The following is a 22,998-nucleotide window of genomic DNA, read 5'->3' on the forward strand; positions in this document are numbered from 1 at the left end:
AGGCGGCTATAAAGGCGGTGTGTGTTTCACACCGCCTTTTCATTTGCAGGGCCCGATCAAACCATGCGTCTCGTTTCGTTTTCCGCCAAAGGCTATCGCTCGCTGCGTTCCGTCCGGTTTGATCTCGGACAGGTGACGGTTTTCGTCGGAGAGAACGGTGCCGGAAAATCCAATCTCTATCGGGCGTTGCAACTGGTGAAGGCGGCGGCGGAGGGCAATCTCTCGACGGAAGTGGTGCGCGAAGGCGGGATGCAATCGGCCATGTGGAGCGGCAATCGCCGAAAGCACGAATCGGCACGCATCATTCTGGAAGCGGATTTTGAAGACGAGCGGCTCGCCTCGCGTCTTTCCTATCGTGTCGAGGCAGGTCTGCCGCCGCCGGTTTCCGGTGCCTTTCCCTTCGAGCCGCAGATCAAGGAAGAGCAGCTCAATCTCGATACCGGTCGCCGTCCTGTCGATCTGATGGATCGGCGCGGGCCTGCGGTTTTCGCGCGGGATGGGGAAGGGCGGCGCATGGAACATCCGGCACGCCTGCTGACTTCGGAAAGCGGGCTGGCGGTGCTTGGGCAATCCGGCCATTATCCGGAGATAGGCGATCTTTCCGCGCAGATACGTGGCTGGCGCTTTTACCATGGTTTTCGAAGTGACCGCGATGCGCCGGTGCGTCAGCCGTCCATAGCCGCAACTGCTGCGATGCTGGACGAGGACGGTGGCAATCTTGCCTCCGTCTTTGCCACGCTTGCCCATATCCGGCAGGATACGGTCGATCTGGATCGTCTGGTTGCCGACGCGCTGGAGGATGCCAAGCTGGTCATTCCCTATCCGGAAGAAACGGCGACTTTCGGCCTGAATTTCCCGGCTTTCCCGCCGCGAACATTTCGCCCCGGAGAATTGTCCGACGGACAGATTCGCCTGCTGGCTCTGGCGGGTGCGCTGCTCTCCTATCGCCTGCCGCCACTGATCGCGCTCAACGAGCCGGAGGCAAGCCTGCATCCCGATATGATCCCGTCACTTGCCCGCATGATCGCGCAGGCATCCGAACGCAGCCAGATATGGGTGGTGACTCATTCAGCCGCCCTCGCCAGCGCGATTGCCGAACATTGCGGCGCAAGACCGATCCGGGTGAGCAAGCAGGACGGGGAAACGGTACTGGAATAAAAAAGGCGAGCCGATGGCCCGCCTTTTCATTGTCTCTGAAAATCGTCGATCAGGCGATCTTCTGACCGGTCTTCGCCCAATCGGCGAGGAAGGTTTCGAGGCCCTTGTCGGTCAGCGGATGCTTGACCAGTGCCTTGAGCGTTGCCGGAGGCGCGGTCACGACATCGGCGCCGATGAGGGCTGCTTCCTTGACATGATTGACGGTGCGAACCGAAGCGGCAAGAATTTCGGTGCGGTAATCGTAATTGTCGTAAATTGTGCGGATTTCGGCAATCAGCTCCATGCCGTTGATGCCGGTATCGTCGAGACGGCCAATGAACGGCGAAATGAAGGTCGCGCCGGCCTTGGCTGCCAGAAGTGCCTGATTGGCCGAGAAGCAGAGCGTCATGTTGACCTTGTGACCATCAGAAGACAGAGCCTTACAGGCTTTCAATCCGTCGAGGGTTACAGGCAGCTTGATGCAGATATTGTCAGCGATCTTGGCGATGACGGCTGCTTCCTTCATCATCTGCTCATATTCTGTCGCGGCAACCTCGGCGGAAACCGGGCCCTTGACGATGTTGCAGATTTCCTTGGTCACTTCGATAATGTCACGACCCGACTTCAGGATGAGGGACGGGTTGGTGGTCACGCCATCGACCAGCCCAAGGTCGTTGAGCTCGCGGATTTCCTTGACGTCCGCAGTGTCCACGAAAAACTTCATAACAGCGTTCCTCCATAATGAGCGCGGGTGGATTTGAGGAATTTAAAACCATTTAATTCCCGGAAGGTGGCTTTTCTTTAGCGCAAAGCCGCGCCAAGGTCACGCGATCATGTCGAAAGATTCGCACGATATTTCCAGTCTGTTTCCGGAGCTCGCACCACGGGTCGTTCCCGTGCTCGTGCCTATGCCCGCGGAGCGGCCTTATTCATATATGGTTCCGGAAGGGATGAACGTCCAGCCCGGATCGATCGTGCGTGTGCCGCTCGGACCTCGTGAGGTGGCGGGGATCGTCTGTGAGGGGGAAACCGACGCTGTTGACGCCAGAAAGCTGCGGGCGATTTCCGAAGTTTTCGACTGCCCGCCGGTGGGAGCCGACATGCTGCGCTTCATGCGCTGGGCAGCTGACTACACGCTTTCGCCGCCAGGCATGGTGGCGCGCATGGTCCTGCGTGTGCCAGCTGCATTTGATCCCGAACCGTCAGTGCCGGGGCTTCGTTATTCAGGCGGTGAGCCTGAGCGTATGACCGAAGCGAGGTCGCGGGTGATGGAGCTTGCCCGTGACGGGCTTGCATGGACCAGATCCGGCCTTGCCCATGCGGCGGGTGTCTCCATGACGGTCGTGGACGGGTTGAAGACGCAAGGTATTTTCGAGGAAGTCATGCTGCCGCCGCCAGCCGTGGTGGCAAAGCCCGATATCGACTATGCACGGGCCACGCTTTCGGAAGACCAGCAGGCGGCGGCTGAAATGCTGTCGGAAGCTGTCGAAGCCGATTGTTTTTCGGTTTCACTGCTTGATGGCGTGACCGGATCGGGCAAGACCGAGGTTTATTTCGAAGCCGTTGCCAAGGCGATTGAGCAAGGCAAGCAGGTGCTGATTCTCTTGCCTGAGATCGCGCTGACACAACAGTTTCTCGACCGGTTCCACGATCGTTTTGGGGCAAAGCCTGCCGAATGGCATTCCGACCTTGCACCCCGCACCCGGGAGCGCGTCTGGCGGCAGATTGCCGAGGGTACGGTGCGGGTTGTGGCAGGGGCGCGGTCGGCGCTCTTTCTGCCCTTCAAGGAACTGGGGCTGATCGTTGTCGATGAAGAACATGATCCGGCTTACAAACAGGAAGACCGGGTCTTCTACAATGCGCGCGACATGGCGGTGGTGCGCGGCCATATCAGCGGCTTTCCGGTGGTGCTGGCATCGGCCACGCCATCCATCGAGAGTCAGGTCAATGCGGAGCAGGGGCGCTACAAGCGAATCAAGCTTTATGGTCGCTATGCGGAAGCCGCACTGCCCGATCTGAAGACCATCGACATGCGACGTTCTCCACCACCGCCGGGCCGGTTTTTGTCGCCCGCACTGACCGAAGCTGTTGGCAGGACGGTGGAACGCGGAGAGCAGGCGCTTTTGTTCCTCAACCGGCGCGGTTACGCGCCTTTGACCTTGTGCCGGGTCTGCGGCCACCGCTTTCAATGTCCGCAATGTTCAAGCTGGCTCGTGGAACATCGTTTTCGCGGGCAGCTGATGTGTCATCAGTGCGGCTATCATGAGCCGGTGCCGGAGGCTTGTCCCGAATGCGGCACCCTGGATCATCTGGTCGCCTGCGGTCCGGGCGTGGAGCGCATCGCGGAAGAAGTCGCGGCAACGTTCAGCGAAGCGCGAATCATAGTTCTTTCGTCTGATATGGCAGGCGGCGTGAAGCGGCTGCGGCTGGAACTCGATGCTATCGCAAAAGGCGAGGCGGATATCGTGATCGGCACGCAGCTTGTTGCCAAGGGGCATAACTTTCCCAACATGACATTGGTGGGTGTCGTGGATGCCGATCTGGGGCTTGCCAATGGCGATCCCCGCGCAGCTGAACGCACCTTCCAGCTTCTCAATCAGGTGACGGGACGCGCCGGTCGAACCGGTCGCAAGAGCCTCGGACTGATCCAGACCTACCAGCCGGATCATCCGGTGATGCGGGCAATCGTCAGCAGCGACGCAGCCGCATTCTACAACCGTGAAATCGAGGAGCGCGAACGCAGTACTTTGCCGCCTTTCGGGCGGCTCGCCGCGTTGATTATCTCCGCGGACAACCGGCCCGATGCCGAAAATCATGCGCGTGCGCTTCGCCGTGCGGCACCCTCATCCCCGGAGATTTCCGTGCTCGGGCCTGCCGAGGCACCGCTTGCGCTCGTGCGGGGAAGACACCGTTTCCGCATTCTGGTGCACGGGACCAAACGCGCCGACATTCAAGGATTTATCCGTGTCTTGCTCGCCGCCGGGCCGAAGGAAAAAGGCTCGATAAGGGTTCAGGTGGATATTGATCCGCAAAGCTTCTTGTAGGGCCGTATTGCTATCGAAGCAGGCGTAAAAAAAGATGGCTTGCTTCTCTAGTCGCTAGAGGATGCAGACTGGTCTCAAAGGTTCTATGAGGCTCGAAACCAATGAGATACACCCCTGCTCATCAAACGCGACCTTCAGCGAATAATGGCCCCGGTTTCTGGCTGGTCGCCCTTGTCGGACTGATAATCTGGACATTGTTGATGTGGTTTGCCTACTACATCTCGGATGTCGTGATTGTCTGGATCAGTGGCAATGGACCGGCTTTGGCCGAGACTGGAAAAAGCTTGATCGACAAAGAAGCGACTGCGCTGCTGGATGTGTTCAAGCTGGATCAGGTAGCAGGTTCCGGGATCGGATTGCTGCATAGTTTGCTTGTTCCGGCGTTTTGGATCATTTGGGCGATCGGTGCGATAGCCATCCTTTTCATCCGGTCGGTTCTGGCTCGGATCATTGCGATGCGCGGTTCTCCGCCGCGCTGATGGTTCGTTCCATGCCCTCGAATGGCTTGGTAATTTTGTTGGAATCGCTCGGATATGCCTGAATGCCGGTTGCGTTCAGATAGTGCGATCAGTTTTCGTTTACGCAAAACTGGTTTATAGCCGTGTTCTGTTCAGATTGAGGGCGATCGCGATGGAATTCTATCTTCCCACCACCACCGGAGAATGGCTTGCCTGGGGCTCTGCCGCCGTGACGGCACTTGCTGGTCTTGTCATGCTTTTTGCGCCCGGCATAACGATGAAGCTGTTGCGGCTCCAGCCGATCAATGGCCGTCCCGAAGGTTACGGTTCCATCCGTGCGACGCTCGCCGGACCCTATCTCGGCGTGGGGATCGGATGCCTCGTTTTCGCGCAGCCATTCCTCTGGGTCGTGCTGGGTTCCGTCTGGGGATTTGCACTGTTCGGACGCTTCATTTCGATGATGTCGGATGCGGGTGGGCGCAAGGGTGGACCGAGCGGCGGACGCTTCTATGGCAGTCTCGCAGCGCTGGTGGAGTTCGTGCTTGCAGCAGGTCCGCTGCTCTACGCTTTCGGCTTCATTTCCTGATCGGAAAGAGCTCTGTTCTGCACTTCTGACGTGCAGGCTGCGCAAGGGAAGATAGCGTCGCTGCGGTGGATGCGACTTTTTTGACCGCGAAAGGCGGTAAATCTTACACAAAAGTGCCGGATTCGCGTGTTGCGAGTCCTGTTCGTCTATGCTAGACGGCAATCACATTTCGGTGTTGACGTGCTCGCGCGTCAGTGGTTTTCCGGAAACATTCAATAAAATCATCGGTTTGGCGTCCTGAACAAGATTGGGCCCCAAAAGGATGGTTTCAACGTAGAGAGCAGGTTGTTCGTGGCTGAAACGTCTTCGCTCATTTCAGGTGTCGCACAGCGTTACGCCGGATCTCTTTTCGAGCTTGCGCTTGATGCGAAATCCGTTGCGGCTGTGGAAAAAGATCTTGACCGTTTCGAGGCGCTTCTGAGCGGAAGCGAAGACCTCAAGCGACTGATCTCCAGTCCGGTATTTTCCTCGGAAGATCAGCTTCACGCCATCGGCGCTCTCGCCGACAAGGCGGGCATCAAGGGGCTGGTCGGAAATTTCCTGCGCGTTGTCGCGCGGAACCGTCGTCTCTTCGCTCTGCCGGGCATCATCGCTGCTTTCCGCATTATTGCTGCTGAACATCGCGGTGAAATTTCCGCCGATGTCATCTCCGCGCACGAACTGAGCGCTGCGCAGCAGAACGAATTGAAGGCAACGCTGAAGGGCGTGGCCGGCAAGGACGTGACGATCAATGTCACCGTCGATCCGTCGATCCTCGGCGGTCTTATCGTCAAGATGGGTTCGCGTCAGATCGACACGTCCCTTCGCACTAAACTTTCTTCTCTCAAGCTTGCACTGAAAGAGGTCGGCTGATGGACATCCGCGCCGCGGAAATTTCCGCTATCCTGAAAGAGCAAATCAAGAACTTCGGCAAGGAGGCTGAGGTCTCCGAAGTCGGTCAGGTTCTTTCCGTTGGCGACGGTATCGCCCGCGTCTATGGTCTGGACAATGTTCAGGCCGGTGAAATGGTCGAATTCCCTGGTGGCATTCGCGGCATGGCGCTGAACCTTGAAAGCGACAATGTCGGCGTCGTTATCTTCGGTGCCGACCGCGACATCAAGGAAGGCGACATCGTCAAGCGTACCGGCGCAATCGTTGACGTTCCGGTTGGTCCGGAACTGCTCGGCCGCGTTGTCGACGCTCTCGGCAATCCGATCGACGGCAAGGGCCCGATCAAGGCCAAGGAACGTCGCCGCGTCGACGTCAAAGCGCCTGGCATCATCCCGCGCAAGTCGGTTCACGAGCCAATGTCGACGGGTCTCAAGGCCATCGACGCCCTGATCCCGGTTGGCCGCGGCCAGCGCGAGCTGGTCATCGGCGACCGTCAGACCGGCAAGACCGCCATCATTCTCGATACGATCCTGAACCAGAAGCCGATCCACGACAACGGCCCGGACAAGGACAAGCTGTACTGCGTCTACGTCGCCGTCGGCCAGAAGCGTTCGACCGTCGCCCAGTTCGTCAAGGTTCTCGAAGAACGCGGCGCTCTGGAATACTCGATCGTTGTCGCGGCTACCGCTTCCGATCCGGCTCCGATGCAGTATCTCGCACCGTTTGCGGGCTGCGCCATGGGCGAATATTTCCGCGACAACTCGATGCATGCGCTGATCGGCTATGACGATCTGTCCAAGCAGGCTGTTGCTTACCGTCAGATGTCGCTTCTGCTCCGTCGTCCTCCGGGCCGCGAAGCTTATCCGGGCGACGTTTTCTACCTGCACTCCCGTCTTCTCGAACGCGCTGCAAAGCTCAACGACGAAAACGGCGCCGGCTCGCTGACGGCTCTGCCGGTCATCGAAACGCAGGGCAACGACGTTTCGGCCTTTATTCCGACCAACGTGATCTCGATCACCGATGGCCAGATCTTCCTCGAAACCAACCTGTTCTATCAGGGTATCCGTCCGGCTGTTAACGTCGGTCTGTCGGTTTCGCGCGTTGGTTCTTCGGCCCAGATCAAGGCCATGAAGCAGGTTGCCGGTTCGATTAAGGGCGAGCTTGCCCAGTATCGTGAAATGGCTGCCTTCGCACAGTTCGGTTCCGACCTCGATGCTTCGACGCAGCGTCTTCTGAACCGTGGTGCACGCCTGACCGAACTCCTGAAGCAGCCGCAGTTCTCGCCGCTGAAGACGGAAGAGCAGGTTGCCGTGATTTACGCCGGTGTTAACGGTTATCTCGACAAGCTTGCTGTCAATCAGGTTGGCAAGTTCGAAGAAGGTCTTCTCGCTTCGTTGCGCACCGAGCACAAGGACGTGCTCGATGGCATTCGCAAGGAGAAAGCCATTACTGATGACCTCAAGGCCAAGCTCAAGGCAGCGATCGACGCTTTCGCCAAGTCCTTTGCCTGAATTATGTTAGCCGCATGATTTTATCCGAAAAGTCTCCAACTTTTCGGAATCATGCTCAGACGGGATGAACGGATGCCTTCACTAAAGGATCTGAGAAACCGTATCGCCTCGGTCAAGGCGACGCAGAAAATCACCAAGGCGATGCAGATGGTCGCCGCGGCGAAGCTGCGCCGTGCCCAGGAAGCTGCGGAAGCCGCAAGGCCTTATTCGCAGCGCATGGGTGTCGTTCTCGCAAACATCGCGCAGAACGTAACCGGCGAAGATGCGCCGGCCCTGATGGCCGGTACGGGCAAGGACGACGTGCATCTGCTCGTCGTCTGCACCGCAGAACGTGGCCTTTGCGGCGGTTTCAACTCACAGATTGCGCGTCTGGCGCGCGATCATGCCCGCAAGCTCCTCGCTGAAGGCAAGACGGTCAAGATCATCACGGTCGGCAAGAAGGGCGCGGACATTCTGCGTCGCGAATTTGCCAGCCTGCTGATCGACCATATCGATCTGCGCGAAGTCAAGCAGCTCGCTTTTGTGCATGCCGACCAGATCGGCCACAAGATCATCAAGCTGTTTGAAGAAGGCGCTTTCGACGTCTGCACGCTGTTCTATTCCGAGTTCAAGTCGGTGATCTCGCAGATTCCGACCGCACAGCAGCTTATCCCTGCTTCGGCGGGCGACAGCGAGGATGCGGAGACCGCAGGCGACGCGATCTACGAATACGAACCTGATCCTGCGGCGATCCTGTCGACGCTGATCCCGCGCAATATCTCGGTCCAGATTTTCCGTGCCTTGCTGGAAAATGTCGCGGGCGAGATGGGCGCGAAGATGAGTGCGATGGATAACGCGACGCGCAATGCGGGCGACATGATCAACAAACTGTCGATCACGTATAACCGCCAGCGTCAGGCGCAGATCACCAAGGAACTGATCGAAATTATTTCGGGTGCGGAAGCGCTCTAGAGCATTTTGCAGCCAGATGGGAACATCTGGCGTCGCATAAATGCGGCGAAATAGAATTTGGTTTACCGCATGATTTCCCAGAAAGTCTGCAACTTTTCGGGATCATGCTAACGGAAGGTAAGGATCGATGGCAAAAGCAGCGACCCCGAAAACTACCGCCGCGGCCGAAGCAAAGCCAGCGGCGAAGGCGCCTGCCAAAAAAGCGGCACCTAAGACCACTGCAGCAGCCAAGTCTGTTGCTGAGAAGTCTGCCGCTCCCAAGGCAGCAGCATCCGGTGCGATCGGCCACGTTACGCAGGTCATCGGCGCTGTCGTCGACGTCAAGTTCCCGGAAGGCCAGCTGCCGCTGATCCTGAACGCGCTTGAAGTCGACAATCAGGGCAATCGCCTGGTTCTCGAAGTTGCCCAGCACCTCGGCGAAGACACCGTGCGCACCATCGCCATGGACGCGACCGAAGGTCTCGTTCGCGGTCAGGAAGCGCGCGACACCGGCGAACCGATCATGGTTCCGGTTGGCGTCGAAACGCTTGGCCGTATCATGAACGTCATCGGTGAGCCGGTTGACGAAGCTGGTCCGATCAAGACCAAGGCAACCCGCGCCATCCACCAGAACGCTCCGGAATATATCGAGCAGTCGACCGAAGCTGAAATCCTGGTAACGGGCATCAAGGTCGTCGACCTTCTCGCTCCTTACGCCAAGGGCGGCAAGATCGGTCTCTTCGGCGGTGCAGGCGTTGGCAAGACCGTTCTCATCATGGAACTCATCAACAACGTCGCCAAGGCGCACGGCGGTTACTCCGTGTTCGCAGGCGTCGGTGAGCGTACCCGTGAAGGCAACGACCTTTACCACGAAATGATCGAGTCGGGTGTTAACAAGCTCGGCGGCGGCGAAGGCTCCAAGGCAGCCCTCGTTTATGGCCAGATGAACGAACCCCCGGGTGCGCGCGCTCGTGTTGCCCTGTCGGGTCTGACGGTTGCTGAAAACTTCCGTGACCAGGGCCAGGACGTTCTGTTCTTCGTGGACAACATCTTCCGCTTCACGCAGGCAGGTTCGGAAGTGTCGGCTCTCCTCGGCCGTATTCCTTCCGCTGTGGGCTATCAGCCGACGCTGGCAACCGACATGGGCGCCATGCAGGAACGCATCACGACGACGACCAAGGGTTCGATCACCTCGGTTCAGGCGATTTACGTCCCTGCCGACGACTTGACCGACCCGGCACCGGCAACCTCGTTCGCCCACTTGGATGCAACGACCGTTCTGTCGCGCTCGATCGCTGAAAAGGGTATCTACCCGGCTGTTGACCCGCTCGACTCCACGTCGCGTATGCTTGACCCGAAGGTCGTTGGCGATGAGCATTACGCTGTCGCCCGTCAGGTTCAGTCGATCCTGCAGCGCTACAAGTCGCTTCAGGACATCATCGCGATCCTGGGCATGGACGAACTGTCTGAAGAAGACAAGCTCACCGTTGCCCGCGCTCGTAAGATCGAACGCTTCCTGTCGCAGCCGTTCTTCGTTGCTGAAGTCTTCACCGGTGCGCCGGGCAAGCTGGTCGATCTCGCCGACACCATCAAGGGCTTCAAGGGTCTTTGCGCTGGCGACTACGATCATCTTCCGGAAGCTGCCTTCTACATGGTCGGCAGCATCGAGGAAGCTCTCGAGAAGGCCAAGAAGCTGGCAGCTGAAGCTGCTTGATGAATTGAATTTCCCGGTGGGCCGCAAGGCCCGCCGTGAAAGCCAATCATTTTGTTTAAGCATGTTCTGAAAGTCGTTTTTTTTTTCGGGATTGTGCTTTTGAATTCAAGTGAGAACCATGGCTCAAGCTTTCCAATTCGAACTCGTGTCGCCTGAACGGCTCCTGCTTTCCGCGCAGGTGACGGAAGTCGTCATTCCGGGTAGCGAAGGCTATCTGACGGCTCTCGCCGGTCATTCGCCGTTGATGACAACGATCATGCCGGGTGTCGTTTCGGTGAAGCTTGCCGACGGCAAGTCCGACTCCTACGTGGTCTTCGGCGGTTTCGCCGATATCACCCCGCAGGGTTGCACCGTTCTGGCCGAATCGGCGACCCATGTGGACGATATCGACCCGGCAGATATTCAGCGCCGCATTGAACATGCCCGCAAGGCTCTGGACGATGCTTCGTCGAACGAACACCGCACCAAGGCGGAAATCTTCCTGCATCAGCTGATGACGCTGCAGGGAACGATCATGCCAGCCTGATCGGCAGCACTCTATCGTTTTTCGGGAAAGCGGGCTCTTGCCCGCTTTTTCTTTTTCAGATCACTGCTCTGCAGTGAATTTGTTCGCAGAACTGTCATATTGCCGCTAAATCCCATCACGCTTGCGTGAGTTCAGGAAGTTCGCTTGAAAATAGTTCGCCAGCGATTTATCCAAATCCGTAATCATTAGTTTACTAATATATAAGGCGGTTGGCATGGATACGGCAGATCTTAAAGCTGAAATGATTGATGCCATGGCGAAGGTTAATCGCAGGCTCCGCACCGTTTTCGACGCGCGTGTGAAGGAACGGGGCCTGACCCTGGCGCGGGCGCGCACCCTGCTTGCCTTGATGGAACAGGAAGGCCTTTACCAGAAAGAACTGGCAGAAGCGCTTGAGATCGAGAATGCGACTATGGTCCGCCTGCTCGATGGTCTGGAGCGCCAGTCATTCATCGAACGGCAAACCGTTCAGGGTGACCGCCGCGCCAAGCGCGTGGTGATGACGGCGGAAGGCAAGATTCTGGCTGAACAGGTCGTGAAGCTCGCCGGTGATGTCCGCGAGGATTTGCTGGAAGGTGTAAGCGACGAGGAGTTGAGCATCGCGCTCAACGTGCTTCGCAAAATGTCAGAATCGATGAACAAGACCCACTGATCGGGTTGTTTTGCCGTAAGTTTTCATCAGTATCAGCTACGTCGTTACAACCTGATACGATAAACGCGATGACAATTTCGGCGCATCTGTTCAATGCGCAGCAATTGACGTTTGGCTACGTTCCAGTGAGCCGGTCACCTAGTGCATGTCTCCCCAAAGCAGGAATCGGTTTTGGGAGACATGCGCAAGAACAAAGAGATAGAGCATTTCCAACGATTCAAACGAGACGGGAAATGCTCTGGCAATCACGATCTTGCGAGGACATGCCGTCCTTGTCGCAGATCAAAGATCGCAAGGTCGGTGAGGTCTTGAATACCTGAGTAACACCATTGCTCAGGAGTTCTCATGATACGCCTTTCCAGACCCTCGTACACAGCCGTGGCACTCGCATTTCTGGCGGTGACCGGGACATCAGCCCTCGCATCTGGTTCGCACGAGCATCCGGCGGAAAACGGCAGTGTCAAAGCTCCACTCAACATTGTCCGTCCGGCGAATGACCTGGCGCCGCCAATTAGAAGAAGCGAGCCAGCGACCATCAAGGTAAAGCTCGATACCGTCGAGGTGACGGGACAGCTCGCAGACGGCGCAGCCTACCACTACTGGACGTTCAACAAGAAGGTCCCCGGCCCGTTCGTGCGCGCCCGAGTAGGTGACACGATCCAGGTGGAGCTCTCCAACAAGGCCGACAGCAGCGAACGTCACAGCGTAGACTTCCACGCTGTGACCGGGCCAGGCGGCGGAGCGGCGGCGACCGATGCCGCACCGGGTGAAACCAAGGCCTTCTCGTTCAAGGCGCTGAAACCGGGGCTGTACGTCTATCACTGTGCTGTGCCAATGGCCGCACATCACATCGCCAACGGTATGTATGGCCTGATCCTCGTCGAGCCGGCAGACGACCTGCCGCCCGTTGACCGGGAGTTCTATGTAATGCAGGGCGAGCTCTACACGTCGCAGCCATACGGATCCAAGGGGAAGCTGACCGAGAGCGTCGAACGCCTGCTCAAGGAAGACCCGGAGTACTATGTCTTTAACGGGGCTGCCAATGCACTCACAGGCGACAATGCCCTGACGGCGAAGGTCGGCGAAACCGTACGCATCTACTTCGGTGTCGGCGGACCCAACAAGACGTCGAGCTTTCATGTGATCGGAGAAATCTTCGACAAGGTTTATCAGCTGGGCTCCTTGACGACGGAGCCGCTATCCGATGTCCAGACAATTTCGGTCCCACCGGGAGGCGCGGCGGCGGTCGACATCAAGCTGGAAGTTCCCGGCGAATACACCCTGGTGGATCACGCGCTGTCGCGAGCGGCACGCGGGTTGGTCGGAACGCTTGTCGTGAGCGGCGAGAACCGTGCCGAACTTTTCCAAAGTGCCATACCTGTCACGACCGAAGTGGAGCAGGGCGAACACAACGCTCATTGATTGGGATTGGTTCTTGTGGGATGGACGCCCTTCCGACGGCCTTAATGTGGCAGAATGGATTTGTTGAACACCATTGAGGAGAGGGCGTCCATCCCTACAAAGCCATATTGGTCGGACGCCGGGTGTCAGGGTGCAAGAGTGCGCAGATAGGCCATCAGTTCACTGGCCGTGTCGCTGGCCCGTTCCGGCTGACGGGAGACGATCGCCTCGATCAGTGTCGCATGGGCATTGGCAGAACCGGCTATGCCGGTCGATGGGCGAAGGCGGAACCAGAAGCGGCGGCTGTGGGTTTGCAGGGGGGCTGCAATACGCGCGGCATAGGGATTGCTCGCCGCCGCGCCCAGAACAATATCGAATGCCTTGTCGGCATCGAGAAACAGGGCCACATCCTCGTTGGGGATGGCCTGCCGCATGGCGGCTGCAGCGGCTTCAAGCCGTTCATAATCGCGAGGGCTGCCAAAGCGGGCAGCATCGCGCGCCAGAACGCGCTCGACACCTTCGCGGGCATCCAGCACCTTGATGAAATCCGTCGGATCGATGGCCGCGATGGCAATGCCTGAGCGCGGACGCACTTCCACGAGACCTTCCCAGGCGAGCCTCTGAATGGCTTCGCGCATCGGCGTGCGGCCCATGCCGGTCAGCTCGATCAGTGTGCGCTCGTTGACAACGGTGCCCGGTTCGAGTTCCAGTGTGACGATGGAGCGCTCCAGAATGCGATAGGCTTGCTCGGCGAGGCTTTCGCTACCCCAGCTATCCATGGTCGCCAACGGCATGTTTGCCGGGCTCCGCGTCAACCTGTCTCGAACGTTTGCTTCTTCCATGCCTGTCCATGCCCTGTGGTTACGACGATTGACATAGTGCAATCTTACAGATATATCTCTGATATATCAATATGAGGTGATTTGAGTTTGTCGATCCCTAACTTTGCCTTTGTGGCTTTTTCAAGCGATGGCGAACTTTCAGCACAGTGTCATTCCAAAAAATCGATGGACAGAGCCGAAAGGCTGGCATTGAACATACTGAACGCCAATTGCTCGAAGCGTCGACATTGTCCGGTTCTTTGGCAAGGCTATAGGCAAAAATGAATCCGGTGGGGAGCCGCACAAGATGAAATCTGATCCGCAGGGTCAGCAGGATATTCTCATTATCGGTGGCGGTATTGTCGGGGTTGCCACTGCCGCCTTGCTTGCCGAGGCTGGGCGCGAGGTTTTGGTCGTCGACAGAACCGGCATTTGCGAAGAGACCAGTTCTGGCAATGCTGCGGCGCTCGCTTTTTCGGACATTCTTCCGCTGGCCTCCAAGGGCGTCATGCGCAAGGTGCCAGGCTGGCTGATGGATCCGCTTGGTCCGTTTACGATCCGTCCTTCCTATTTTCCCAAAATGGTGCCGTGGCTCTACCGCTTCTGGCGCGCAAGCAGCGCGGATGCATTGGCGAAAACCGCGATTGCACAGGCCGACATCATGCGCCTTGCCGGCAGCGAGATGATGGCGTTAATCGACAGGGCAGGGCTGCGCGGGAGATTGCGCGAGAACGGCAATCTGGAGCTTTATGAAAGCGAAGCCGAGCTTGCTGCCTCCCAGCTGGGCTGGGATGTTCGCGAACAGGCTGGAATTGCCTATGAACACGTGCGCGGTGACCGGCTTGCCGAACTGCAGCCCGGCCTGAGCCCGCGTTTCGTTGCCGGAACTTTCGTTCCCGGCTGGAAGAATGTCAGCGATCCGAAACTGTTCGGCAAGGCCATCTGGGCCTATGCCCAGAGCAAGGGTGCGCGCTTCCTTCAGGCCAAAGTCACGAATGCGAAGCAGGGCCATGGCGGGGCGAGCGTTCATCTTGAGGATGGAACGAAAATCAAGACGACGCATCTTGTCCTTATGGCGGGCGCATGGTCTCGCGATCTTGCCAAGGGCTTTGGCGATGCGGTGCCGCTCGATACGGAACGCGGCTACAACACGACGCTGCCAGTGGGCAGTTTCGATGTGAAACGGCAATTGACCTTTCCGGGCCATGGCTTTGTCATCACGCCGATGGAAACCGGCCTGCGTGTGGGTGGTGCGGTGGAATTCGGCGGGCTCGACCTGCCACCAAATTTCGCGCGATCTGAAGCCATGCTTAAGAAGGCTTCCATGTTTCTGCCGGGCTTTCGGACAGAAGGCGGGCGACAGTGGATGGGCTATCGGCCATCCATGCCGGATTCCGTACCGGTCATCGGCCGGGCCTCGGCAGGCGGCAACATCTATTACGGCTTCGGCCATGGTCATCTCGGCCTCACGCAATCGGCGGCAACCGGGCGGCTTATCCGTGATCTCATCACGGGGGCCGCGCCTGCAATCGACATTGAACCTTTCAAGCCACAACGTTTTCGGAACTGACCATCATGGCAAGACATTCCTTCTTCTGCGTCGACGGACACACATGCGGTAACCCCGTGCGTCTCGTGGCTGGCGGCGGGCCGAACCTCGAAGGTTCGACCATGATGGAAAAGCGCGCGCATTTTCTGCGCGAGTATGACTGGATTCGTACTGGTCTTATGTTCGAGCCGCGCGGCCATGACATGATGTCCGGCTCCATTCTCTACCCGCCGACACGTCCTGATTGCGATGTCGCGGTGCTTTTTATTGAAACCTCGGGGTGTCTGCCGATGTGCGGTCACGGCACCATCGGAACCGTGACGATGGCGATAGAGCAGGGGCTGGTGACGCCGAAGACGCCGGGCAAGCTCAATCTGGACACGCCTGCCGGTCTGGTGGCGATCGAGTATGAGCAGAACGGCCAGTATGTCGAGCGCGTTCGTCTCACCAATGTTCCGGCTTTCCTTTATGCTGAAGGACTTGAGGTCGAATGCCCGGACCTTGGCAACCTCAGGGTTGATGTGGCTTATGGCGGCAATTTCTACGCTATCGTCGAGCCGCAAGAAAATTACACCGATATGGAAGATTATTCCGCGCTGCAGCTGATTGCCTGGAGTCCGATCCTGCGTGAGCGGTTAAATGAGAAGTACAAGTTCCAGCATCCGCTGCTGCCGGATATCAACCGTCTGAGCCATATTCTGTGGACTGGGAAGCCGAAACATCCGGAAGCGCATGCCCGCAATGCCGTCTTCTACGGCGACAAGGCAATCGACCGTTCGCCATGTGGAACCGGTACGTCTGCGCGCATGGCCCAACTGGCTGCCAAGGGCAAATTGAAGCCCGGCGACGAGTTTGTGCATGAATCCATCATCGGGTCGCTTTTTCATGGCCGTGTGGAACGTGCTACCGAAGTTGCAGGCCAGGACCGCACATTGCCGGCGATTATTCCTTCAATTGCGGGCTGGGCACGCATGACGGGATATAATACGATCTTCATCGACGACCGTGATCCCTTTGCACATGGGTTTACGGTCGCGTAAAGTGGGTACGGTCGGTAATTTTAATGCTGACCCCCAATTTTTTGGCTTTTCGGCCATGTAGAAAGTATGGAATAAGGCGTCCTGGGTAGGAGAAAAAAACATATACAGGACGTTTAGTAGGGGACATAACTAGTTTGTGGAGGGATGATGCCCTTAGTCTTTTGTCTGAGGCAAAAGGGGGTTGCATTCCTCTATACAGCCGTTAGGTGTAAAGAGCCGGGAATAAAATGAAGGCGCACGAAATAAAGATGCGTCAATAAAATCCCGGGCGGTAAAATGGGTGGCTTCTCGATGGAATATTTCTTCCAGCAGGTGATCAACGGGCTCGCGCTCGGCTCGATCTATGGCCTGATCGCCATCGGCTACACGATGGTCTATGGCATTATCGGCATGATCAACTTTGCTCATGGCGATGTCTTCATGCTCGGCGCCTTCATGGCGCTGATTGTTTTTCTCATGATCACAACCTTCATTGGAGCATTGCCGATTGCGCTGATGCTTCTTCTGATGATGATCGTCGCCATGTTGCTGACGGGTTTGTGGAGTTGGACGATCGAGCGCGTGGCCTACCGGCCGCTGCGTGGTTCGTTTCGCCTCGCACCGTTGATCACGGCTATCGGCATGTCGATTGCCTTGTCCAACTTCGTACAGGTAACGCAGGGTCCGCGTAACAAACCGGTGCCTCAGCTGCTGAACGGTTCCTACAATATCATGGGAACCAACGTGACGATCTCGCTGAAGCAGATTGTGGTCATTGTGGTGACAGCCGTGCTGCTGACGATTTTCTGGTATATCGTCAATCGCACCTCGCTTGGTCGCGCGCAGCGTGCCTGTGAGCAGGATCGCAAAATGGCAGCGCTTCTCGGCATCAATGTCGATCGGGTCATTTCGCTCACCTTCGTGATGGGTGCGATGCTCGCGGCTGTGGCCGGTACGCTCTACCTCTCCTTCTATGGCGTGATTTCCTTTGCCGACGGGTTCATCCCCGGCGTGAAGGCGTTCACGGCGGCAGTTCTGGGCGGTATCGGATCGCTTCCGGGTGCTGTGGTCGGTGGCTTGCTCATCGGTCTCATCGAGGCATTGTGGTCGGCGTATTTCTCGATCGACTACAAGGACGTTGCCGCGTTTTCGATCCTCGCCATCGTGCTGATCTTCATGCCGTCCGGCATTCTTGGCCGTCCTGAAGTCGAAAAGGTTTAATCATGGCTGCACAGTCGAGTTCACGCCCGGATTCCCTTTTTGGCCGGGCCATTCGTGAAGGGTTCTTCGCCGGTCTTCTGGCTCTGGGTCTCTTCTGCCTCATCATCGGTTTCAAGACCGATCAGAACATCAACAACGAACTGGTGCTCGTTCAGCGCTGGGGCGCACTGGCCGTCATGGTCGCGCTCGCTGCGGTTGGTCGTTTCCTGTTCGTTGCATTCCTTCAGCCAACGCTGGAGGCGCGCAAGCTTGCCAAGAGCAAACAGCCGACCGCTGCGGTCGACGAAAGCCCGTCTTTCGTGCGCCGCAACTTCTCGCGCCTCGGCGTTGCCTTCCTTTTTGTCTACCCGGTCCTGATCGTCACCTTTCTGGGCTGGCAGGGATCGCTCAAATGGGTCGATAATTTCGGCGTTCAGATCCTCATCTATGTGATGCTGGCCTGGGGCCTCAACATCGTGGTGGGCCTCGCCGGTCTTCTCGATCTGGGTTACGTCGCCTTCTATGCAGTCGGCGCCTATTCCTATGCACTGCTGTCGGCCTATTTCGGTCTGTCCTTCTGGATGCTGCTGCCGATTGCCGGTATTCTTGCTGCAACATGGGGCGTCATTCTGGGTTTTCCGGTCCTGCGTCTGCGCGGTGACTATCTTGCCATCGTGACGCTTGCATTCGGTGAAATCATCCGTCTGGTGCTCATCAACTGGACAGATGTCACCCGCGGCACCTTCGGCGTTTCCGGTATTGCCAAGGCAACCTTCTTCGGCCTGCCTTTCAATGCCAGCAAGGACGGTTTCGCCGCTCATTTCGGCCTCACCTTCTCGGCGGCGCATTACAAGTTCTTCCTCTATTACGTCATCCTTCTGCTGGCGCTGCTGACGGCCTGGGTCACCATCCGTCTGCGCCGCATGCCGGTTGGCCGTGCTTGGGAAGCACTGCGTGAAGATGAAATTGCCTGCCGTTCGCTTGGCATCAACACCACCACGACCAAGCTCACGGCCTTTGCCACGGGCGCGATGTTCGGTGGTTTTGCCGGTTCCTTCTTTGCAGCACGCCAGGGCTTCGTCAGCCCGGAATCCTTCGTGTTTCTCGAATCCGCCGTCATTCTTGCCATCGTCGTTCTGGGCGGCATGGGCTCCCTGGTCGGTATCGCCATTGCTGCGATCGTCATGATCGGCGGCACTGAAATCCTGCGTGAAATGAGCTTCCTGAAAGCAATTTTCGGCCCAGATTTCACGCCGGAACTCTATCGTATGCTCATCTTCGGCCTTGCCATGGTCGTGGTCATGGTCTGGAAACCGCGCGGTTTCGTCGGAAGTCGAGAACCCAGTGCCTTCCTGCATGAGAAGAAGATGGTGTCGGGTGCCTTTACCAAGGAAGGGCACGGCTGATGGCGGAGATAAGCACTATGTCTGGCACTGCGCCTGATAAAGCCGAATTGGGCAACACTGAAAAAGACACGATCCTGCAGGTCGAGCATCTTTCGATGCGCTTTGGCGGTCTCGTCGCCATCAACGATCTGAGCTTCAATGTGAAGCGTGGGGATATCACGGCGATCATCGGCCCGAACGGTGCAGGCAAGACCACGGTCTTCAACTGCATCACCGGCTTCTACAAGCCGACGGGTGGCATGCTGACGATGAACCGGAAGACGGGCGACAAGTTCCTGCTGGAACGCCTGCCCGACTTCCAGATCACCAAGCAGGCCAAGGTGGCGCGTACCTTCCAGAACATTCGCCTGTTCTCGGGTCTCACTGTTCTGGAGAACCTGCTGGTCGCGCAGCACAACACGCTGATGCGTTCGTCGGGCTTCACGATCCTCGGTCTTCTCGGTTTGCCCGGCTACAAGTCTGCGGCGAAGGATGCGGTTGAAAAAGCGCGTCACTGGCTGGAGAAAATCAACCTGATCGGTCGTGCGGACGATCCGGCAGGCGATCTGCCTTATGGCGATCAGCGCCGTTTGGAAATCGCCCGCGCCATGTGCACCGAGCCGGAAATTCTTTGCCTCGATGAACCGGCCGCCGGTCTCAATCCGCGTGAATCGGCAGAGCTCAACAAGCTCCTGCTCGATATCCGCAATGAAACCGGGACGTCAATCCTGCTGATCGAGCACGACATGTCGGTGGTCATGGAAATCTCCGATCATGTGATCGTGCTGGAATACGGCACCAAGATTTCTGACGGTGCTCCAGAAGCAGTCAAGAATGATCCGCGCGTTATTGCCGCCTATCTCGGCGTCGATGACGAAGAGATTGCCGAGCTTATCGAAGAGGCGGACAAGCCGGGCACCGGTGATGCGGCGGACTTCGTGGCGGCACAACTCGCTGAGGAAGCCATCGAGGAAGAAATTGCCGAAGAGACGGGCGAAGCACCGTCCGGACGCGTTTCTCTCGCCGGTGGTCTGGCGGAGGCACGTGGTGGCAAGGCCGATAATCTGACTCTCATCAAGGGCATCGGCGCGGTCAACGAAAAGAAGCTTCACGAACACGGGATCTATCATTTCGATCAGATTGCCGCCTGGACCGAAGCGGATATCGTGGAAGCTGAAACCTATCTGGAATTCGACGGGCGTATCGCGCGCGAAGACTGGGTCGGGCAGGCCAAACAACTTGCCGCCGGTCAGGCGACAGAGTTCTCCGAGCGCGTTGAACAGGGTGATGTTCCGACGAGCCATAAGACTGCTCCCGTAAAGGCTGCCAAAAGCGGTGGTGCGAAACGCGCTAAGGCGCCGACAAAAGCACCGACTAAAACCGCGGCCAAGCCCAAGAAGGGAGGCGAATGATGCAGGCTGAAACCATGCAGAAAAAGCAACCGCTTCTGGCCGTCGAGAAGGTCGAGACCTATTACGGCAATATTTGTGCCCTCAAGGGCATTGACCTTACCGTCGATGAGGGTGAGATCGTCGCGCTGATTGGCGCTAACGGTGCCGGCAAGTCGACGCTTATGATGACGATCTTCGGCTCGCCGAAGGCGCGTACCGGCCGCATTCTCTTCAACGGCAAGGATATTACATCCATGCCGCCGCATGAGATTGCCAAGCTGCGCATTGCGCAGTCTCCGGAAGGCCGTCGCATCTTCCCGCGCATGACGGTTCTGGAAAATCTCCAGATGGGCGCAAGTCTCGATCATCAGCAACACTTCGAAGAAGACGTGAAACTGATGTTCGACCTGTTCCCGCGCCTGAAGGAACGCATCAACCAGCGTGGCGGCACGCTTTCGGGCGGCGAACAGCAGATGCTGGCCATTGCCCGCGCGCTGATGGCGCGTCCGAAGCTCTTGCTTCTGGATGAACCGTCGCTCGGTCTGGCACCGCTGATCGTGAAGCAGATTTTCGAAGCGATCAAGGAACTGAACCGCACGCAGGGGCTGACGGTGTTCCTCGTTGAGCAGAACGCATTCGGTGCTCTCAAGCTCGCAGACCGTGGCTATGTGATGGTCAACGGCTCGATCACCATGAGCGGCGCTGGCCGCGAATTGCTGGCCGATCCGGAAGTCCGCGCCGCCTATCTCGAAGGCGGAAGGCACTAGGAGGATAAGATGCAGGGTATTCTCTACGAAGAATCGTCATTCTGGTTGTTTTTCCTCATCACCTGTCTGCTGGGCGGCTGGGCCGCCTGGATGACGGGGCGTGCCTGTGCTTCGACGTGGCGCACCTATCCGCAGCTTCTGCTCTATCTGATCCCGCTGGGAGCTGCGGTGCGCTTCATCCATTTCGCACTGTTTGAGGGAACGCTTCTTTCGTTCCACTATTATCTGGTGGATACGATCGTCCTGATGATCATAGGTACGGTCGGCTTTCGCTTCACCCGCACCAAGCAGATGGTGCGGCAATATAGCTGGCTTTATGAAAAAGCTTCGCCTCTCAGCTGGAAGGCAAAATAATTTTAAAGCTTCGCCGTCATGCGGCGAAGCTTTTTTGTAAGATCACGTTGACAGTAATAAGATTCAGCGTAGATATTGCTGAGTATTCAGCAAGAAAATAAGGCGATGCAAAACATCGTTTCGGGGTAAATACAATGATGGGAGTTTCAACAATGAAGAAGTCACTTTTCTCAGGCGTTGCTCTTGCAGCAGTTATGGCTTTCGGGGGCTCGGCTTGGGCTGATGTTCTTGTCGGTATTGGTGCGCCGCTGACGGGCCCAAATGCCGTTTACGGTGCGCAGATCCAGAAGGGCGCGGAAGCGGCCATCAAGGAAATCAACGATGCGGGCGGCATCAACGGCGAAAAAATCGCGATCACTCTCGGCGATGACGTATCGGATCCGAAGCAGGGTATCTCGGTTGCCAACAAGTTCGCAGCTGATGGCGTGAAATACGTTATCGGTCACTTCAATTCGGGCGTTTCGATCCCGGCTTCGGACGTTTATGCCGAAAACGGCATTCTCGAAATCTCGCCTGCTGCGACCAACCCGGTCTATACAGAGCGCCAGCTCTGGAACACGTTCCGTACCTGCGGTCGCGACGATCAGCAGGGCATCGTGGCCGGTCAGTATATTTTCGACAATTTCAAAGACGGGAAAATTGCCGTCATTCACGACAAGACCCCTTATGGTCAGGGCCTTGCCGATGAAACCAAGAAGAAGCTCAACGAGCTTGGCGTCAAGGAAGCCGTCTATGAAGGCGTGAATGTTGGCGAGAAGGATTTCTCGGCTCTGATCGCCAAGCTGAAGCAGCAGGGCGTTACGGTCCTTTATTGGGGTGGTCTGCACGCTGAAGCCGGTCTGATTATCCGTCAGCTTGCCGATCAGGGGCTGAAAGTCCAGTTCATCTCTGGCGACGGTATCGTTTCCAACGAGCTGGCCTCCATCGCAGGCGATGCGGTTGCCGGTACGCTGAATACGTTCGGCCCGGACCCGCGCAATAACCCGAACAATGCCGATCTGGTGAAGAAGTTCCGCGATGCTGGCTTCGAACCGGAAGCCTACACGCTTTACTCTTACGCTGCCGTTCAGTCTCTGGCTGAGGCTGCGAAGGCTGCCGGAAGTAACGACCCGCAGGAAGTTGCCAAGGCGCTTAAGGAAAAGGGTCCGTTCAAGACCGTGCTTGGCGACCTGTCCTATGACGAAAAGGGCGATCCGAAGCTTCCAGGCTATGTCATGTACAAGTGGGAAAAGGGCGCTGACGGGAAATATACTTACATTCAGCAGTAAGTTTCGCTTACATTCTTTCCCGATGAATGGAAATGCCCGGCTTCAAGCCGGGCATTTTCGTTTCGATGGCGTCGGTCCGCATAAAGTCATGCGGAAAAAGCAAGATATAGACTAAATCATTACTTTACTTCGGTATTGAACGTGATTGTATCTAGCTTGACGACTGAATATAGGGCGAATCTCTATATCCAGTCTCGCGTTCTGGTGGGAGGACCAGTTTCAGCGCGGGCAGTTTCAAGCCCGAATTGCGTTTCTGGCGCTGATGCAGTCTCCCATTCGAATATCAGGTTTATGCAACGCCTCTAGTGTTGCTGTTCATGCCTGCAAAAAATGGCGGTCATCTGATCCTGTCAGACTGCCGCTCTGAATGACTATTTTGACGTGTGTCTCGAAAATCGTTTCATACCTTTCGGGA

General features: G+C 57.3%; 21 protein-coding genes. 19 read left to right on the plus strand and 2 right to left on the minus strand.

Annotated elements, in window-relative coordinates:
• Positions 1 to 63: 63 nt before the first annotated feature.
• Positions 64 to 1,158: an AAA family ATPase gene (locus FG152_RS19830; protein ID WP_010661473.1), complete on the plus strand. Its 1,095-nt coding sequence runs from the start codon at positions 64 to 66 to the stop codon at positions 1,156 to 1,158.
• Positions 1,159 to 1,207: 49 nt separating this feature from the next.
• On the opposite strand, the gene fsa is transcribed toward FG152_RS19830, so the two are convergent.
• Complete coding sequence (gene fsa / locus FG152_RS19835) at positions 1,208 to 1,861, minus strand: fructose-6-phosphate aldolase (RefSeq protein WP_010661472.1); 654 nt, start codon at positions 1,859 to 1,861, stop codon at positions 1,208 to 1,210.
• A gap of 109 nt (positions 1,862 to 1,970) precedes the next feature.
• Between fsa and FG152_RS19840 the strand changes: the two genes are divergently transcribed.
• From FG152_RS19840 to nirK, 10 genes are all read left to right on the plus strand, one after another.
• Complete coding sequence (locus FG152_RS19840) at positions 1,971 to 4,181, plus strand: primosomal protein N' (RefSeq protein WP_105529100.1); 2,211 nt, start codon at positions 1,971 to 1,973, stop codon at positions 4,179 to 4,181.
• A 101-nt stretch (positions 4,182 to 4,282) separates the two neighbouring features.
• Positions 4,283 to 4,660 (plus strand): hypothetical protein, encoded by a 378-nt coding sequence (locus tag FG152_RS19845; protein ID WP_146113242.1) that lies wholly within the window; start codon positions 4,283 to 4,285, stop codon positions 4,658 to 4,660.
• 151 nt (positions 4,661 to 4,811) lie between these two features.
• Positions 4,812 to 5,225, plus strand: a complete 414-nt coding sequence (locus tag FG152_RS19850) for an AGROH133_08824 family phage infection protein (RefSeq protein ID WP_010661469.1) — start codon at positions 4,812 to 4,814, stop codon at positions 5,223 to 5,225.
• Between the two features lie 291 nt (positions 5,226 to 5,516).
• A complete protein-coding gene (locus FG152_RS19855; RefSeq protein ID WP_010661468.1) occupies positions 5,517 to 6,077 on the plus strand; it encodes a F0F1 ATP synthase subunit delta in 561 nt (186 codons plus the stop codon).
• Complete coding sequence (gene atpA, locus FG152_RS19860) at positions 6,077 to 7,606, plus strand: F0F1 ATP synthase subunit alpha (protein ID WP_010661467.1); 1,530 nt, start codon at positions 6,077 to 6,079, stop codon at positions 7,604 to 7,606. The genes FG152_RS19855 and atpA overlap by 1 nt, the downstream gene beginning before the upstream one ends.
• A gap of 72 nt (positions 7,607 to 7,678) precedes the next feature.
• Positions 7,679 to 8,557 carry a F0F1 ATP synthase subunit gamma gene (locus tag FG152_RS19865; RefSeq protein ID WP_010661466.1) on the plus strand — a complete coding sequence of 293 codons (879 nt, stop codon included), beginning with the start codon at positions 7,679 to 7,681 and terminating at the stop codon, positions 8,555 to 8,557.
• A gap of 127 nt (positions 8,558 to 8,684) precedes the next feature.
• Complete coding sequence (gene atpD / locus FG152_RS19870; protein ID WP_010661465.1) at positions 8,685 to 10,250, plus strand: F0F1 ATP synthase subunit beta; 1,566 nt, start codon at positions 8,685 to 8,687, stop codon at positions 10,248 to 10,250.
• 118 nt (positions 10,251 to 10,368) lie between these two features.
• Positions 10,369 to 10,776, plus strand: coding sequence for a F0F1 ATP synthase subunit epsilon (locus tag FG152_RS19875; protein WP_010661464.1), 408 nt, complete (start codon positions 10,369 to 10,371; stop codon positions 10,774 to 10,776).
• A gap of 214 nt (positions 10,777 to 10,990) precedes the next feature.
• The gene (locus FG152_RS19880) at positions 10,991 to 11,428 is read left to right on the plus strand and encodes a MarR family winged helix-turn-helix transcriptional regulator (RefSeq protein ID WP_010661463.1); all 438 of its coding nucleotides are present in this window, start codon (positions 10,991 to 10,993) and stop codon (positions 11,426 to 11,428) included.
• Positions 11,429 to 11,773: 345 nt separating this feature from the next.
• Positions 11,774 to 12,850: a copper-containing nitrite reductase gene (nirK, locus tag FG152_RS19885; protein ID WP_010661462.1), complete on the plus strand. Its 1,077-nt coding sequence runs from the start codon at positions 11,774 to 11,776 to the stop codon at positions 12,848 to 12,850.
• Between the two features lie 125 nt (positions 12,851 to 12,975).
• On the opposite strand, the gene FG152_RS19890 is transcribed toward nirK, so the two are convergent.
• The gene (locus FG152_RS19890; protein WP_010661461.1) at positions 12,976 to 13,671 is read right to left on the minus strand and encodes a GntR family transcriptional regulator; all 696 of its coding nucleotides are present in this window, start codon (positions 13,669 to 13,671) and stop codon (positions 12,976 to 12,978) included.
• 286 nt (positions 13,672 to 13,957) lie between these two features.
• On the opposite strand from FG152_RS19890, the gene FG152_RS19895 reads away from it, so the two are divergent.
• From FG152_RS19895 to FG152_RS19930, 8 genes are all read left to right on the plus strand, one after another.
• Positions 13,958 to 15,220: an NAD(P)/FAD-dependent oxidoreductase gene (locus FG152_RS19895; RefSeq protein WP_010661460.1), complete on the plus strand. Its 1,263-nt coding sequence runs from the start codon at positions 13,958 to 13,960 to the stop codon at positions 15,218 to 15,220.
• A gap of 5 nt (positions 15,221 to 15,225) precedes the next feature.
• Positions 15,226 to 16,239, plus strand: coding sequence for a 4-hydroxyproline epimerase (locus tag FG152_RS19900; RefSeq protein ID WP_010661459.1), 1,014 nt, complete (start codon positions 15,226 to 15,228; stop codon positions 16,237 to 16,239).
• Between the two features lie 291 nt (positions 16,240 to 16,530).
• Positions 16,531 to 17,439, plus strand: a complete 909-nt coding sequence (locus FG152_RS19905; RefSeq protein ID WP_010661458.1) for a branched-chain amino acid ABC transporter permease — start codon at positions 16,531 to 16,533, stop codon at positions 17,437 to 17,439.
• Between the two features lie 2 nt (positions 17,440 to 17,441).
• Positions 17,442 to 18,824 carry a high-affinity branched-chain amino acid ABC transporter permease LivM gene (gene livM, locus FG152_RS19910; protein ID WP_010661457.1) on the plus strand — a complete coding sequence of 461 codons (1,383 nt, stop codon included), beginning with the start codon at positions 17,442 to 17,444 and terminating at the stop codon, positions 18,822 to 18,824.
• Positions 18,824 to 20,215: an ATP-binding cassette domain-containing protein gene (locus FG152_RS19915; RefSeq protein ID WP_043061904.1), complete on the plus strand. Its 1,392-nt coding sequence runs from the start codon at positions 18,824 to 18,826 to the stop codon at positions 20,213 to 20,215. Before livM ends, FG152_RS19915 begins: the two co-directional genes overlap by 1 nt.
• Positions 20,215 to 20,961 carry an ABC transporter ATP-binding protein gene (locus tag FG152_RS19920; RefSeq protein WP_029376283.1) on the plus strand — a complete coding sequence of 249 codons (747 nt, stop codon included), beginning with the start codon at positions 20,215 to 20,217 and terminating at the stop codon, positions 20,959 to 20,961. The genes FG152_RS19915 and FG152_RS19920 overlap by 1 nt, the downstream gene beginning before the upstream one ends.
• 9 nt (positions 20,962 to 20,970) lie before the next feature.
• Positions 20,971 to 21,315 (plus strand): DUF6867 family protein, encoded by a 345-nt coding sequence (locus tag FG152_RS19925; protein WP_010661454.1) that lies wholly within the window; start codon positions 20,971 to 20,973, stop codon positions 21,313 to 21,315.
• 152 nt (positions 21,316 to 21,467) lie between these two features.
• Positions 21,468 to 22,583, plus strand: coding sequence for a branched-chain amino acid ABC transporter substrate-binding protein (locus FG152_RS19930; RefSeq protein WP_498988094.1), 1,116 nt, complete (start codon positions 21,468 to 21,470; stop codon positions 22,581 to 22,583).
• Positions 22,584 to 22,998 lie beyond the last annotated feature (415 nt).

The organism is Ochrobactrum sp. XJ1, assembly GCF_024701725.1.
GTDB classification, from domain to species: Bacteria; Pseudomonadota; Alphaproteobacteria; order Rhizobiales; family Rhizobiaceae; genus Brucella; species Brucella anthropi.

Bases quoted from the DNA above. Each gene is read 5' to 3' on its own strand.
- FG152_RS19850 (WP_010661469.1), top strand. From the start codon at position 4,812: ATGGAATTCTATCTTCCCACCACCACCGGAGAATGGCTTGCCTGGGGC.
- FG152_RS19895 (WP_010661460.1), top strand. From the start codon at position 13,958: ATGAAATCTGATCCGCAGGGTCAGCAGGATATTCTCATTATCGGTGGC.
- fsa (WP_010661472.1), bottom strand. From the start codon at position 1,861: ATGAAGTTTTTCGTGGACACTGCGGACGTCAAGGAAATCCGCGAGCTC.
- nirK (WP_010661462.1), top strand. From the start codon at position 11,774: ATGATACGCCTTTCCAGACCCTCGTACACAGCCGTGGCACTCGCATTT.
- FG152_RS19925 (WP_010661454.1), top strand. From the start codon at position 20,971: ATGCAGGGTATTCTCTACGAAGAATCGTCATTCTGGTTGTTTTTCCTC.
- FG152_RS19865 (WP_010661466.1), top strand. From the start codon at position 7,679: ATGCCTTCACTAAAGGATCTGAGAAACCGTATCGCCTCGGTCAAGGCG.
- FG152_RS19875 (WP_010661464.1), top strand. From the start codon at position 10,369: ATGGCTCAAGCTTTCCAATTCGAACTCGTGTCGCCTGAACGGCTCCTG.
- atpA (WP_010661467.1), top strand. From the start codon at position 6,077: ATGGACATCCGCGCCGCGGAAATTTCCGCTATCCTGAAAGAGCAAATC.
- FG152_RS19840 (WP_105529100.1), top strand. From the start codon at position 1,971: ATGTCGAAAGATTCGCACGATATTTCCAGTCTGTTTCCGGAGCTCGCA.
- FG152_RS19915 (WP_043061904.1), top strand. From the start codon at position 18,824: ATGGCGGAGATAAGCACTATGTCTGGCACTGCGCCTGATAAAGCCGAA.
- livM (WP_010661457.1), top strand. From the start codon at position 17,442: ATGGCTGCACAGTCGAGTTCACGCCCGGATTCCCTTTTTGGCCGGGCC.
- FG152_RS19845 (WP_146113242.1), top strand. From the start codon at position 4,283: ATGAGATACACCCCTGCTCATCAAACGCGACCTTCAGCGAATAATGGC.
- FG152_RS19900 (WP_010661459.1), top strand. From the start codon at position 15,226: ATGGCAAGACATTCCTTCTTCTGCGTCGACGGACACACATGCGGTAAC.
- FG152_RS19830 (WP_010661473.1), top strand. From the start codon at position 64: ATGCGTCTCGTTTCGTTTTCCGCCAAAGGCTATCGCTCGCTGCGTTCC.
- atpD (WP_010661465.1), top strand. From the start codon at position 8,685: ATGGCAAAAGCAGCGACCCCGAAAACTACCGCCGCGGCCGAAGCAAAG.
- FG152_RS19880 (WP_010661463.1), top strand. From the start codon at position 10,991: ATGGATACGGCAGATCTTAAAGCTGAAATGATTGATGCCATGGCGAAG.
- FG152_RS19905 (WP_010661458.1), top strand. From the start codon at position 16,531: ATGGAATATTTCTTCCAGCAGGTGATCAACGGGCTCGCGCTCGGCTCG.
- FG152_RS19920 (WP_029376283.1), top strand. From the start codon at position 20,215: ATGCAGGCTGAAACCATGCAGAAAAAGCAACCGCTTCTGGCCGTCGAG.
- FG152_RS19930 (WP_498988094.1), top strand. From the start codon at position 21,468: ATGAAGAAGTCACTTTTCTCAGGCGTTGCTCTTGCAGCAGTTATGGCT.
- FG152_RS19890 (WP_010661461.1), bottom strand. From the start codon at position 13,671: ATGGAAGAAGCAAACGTTCGAGACAGGTTGACGCGGAGCCCGGCAAAC.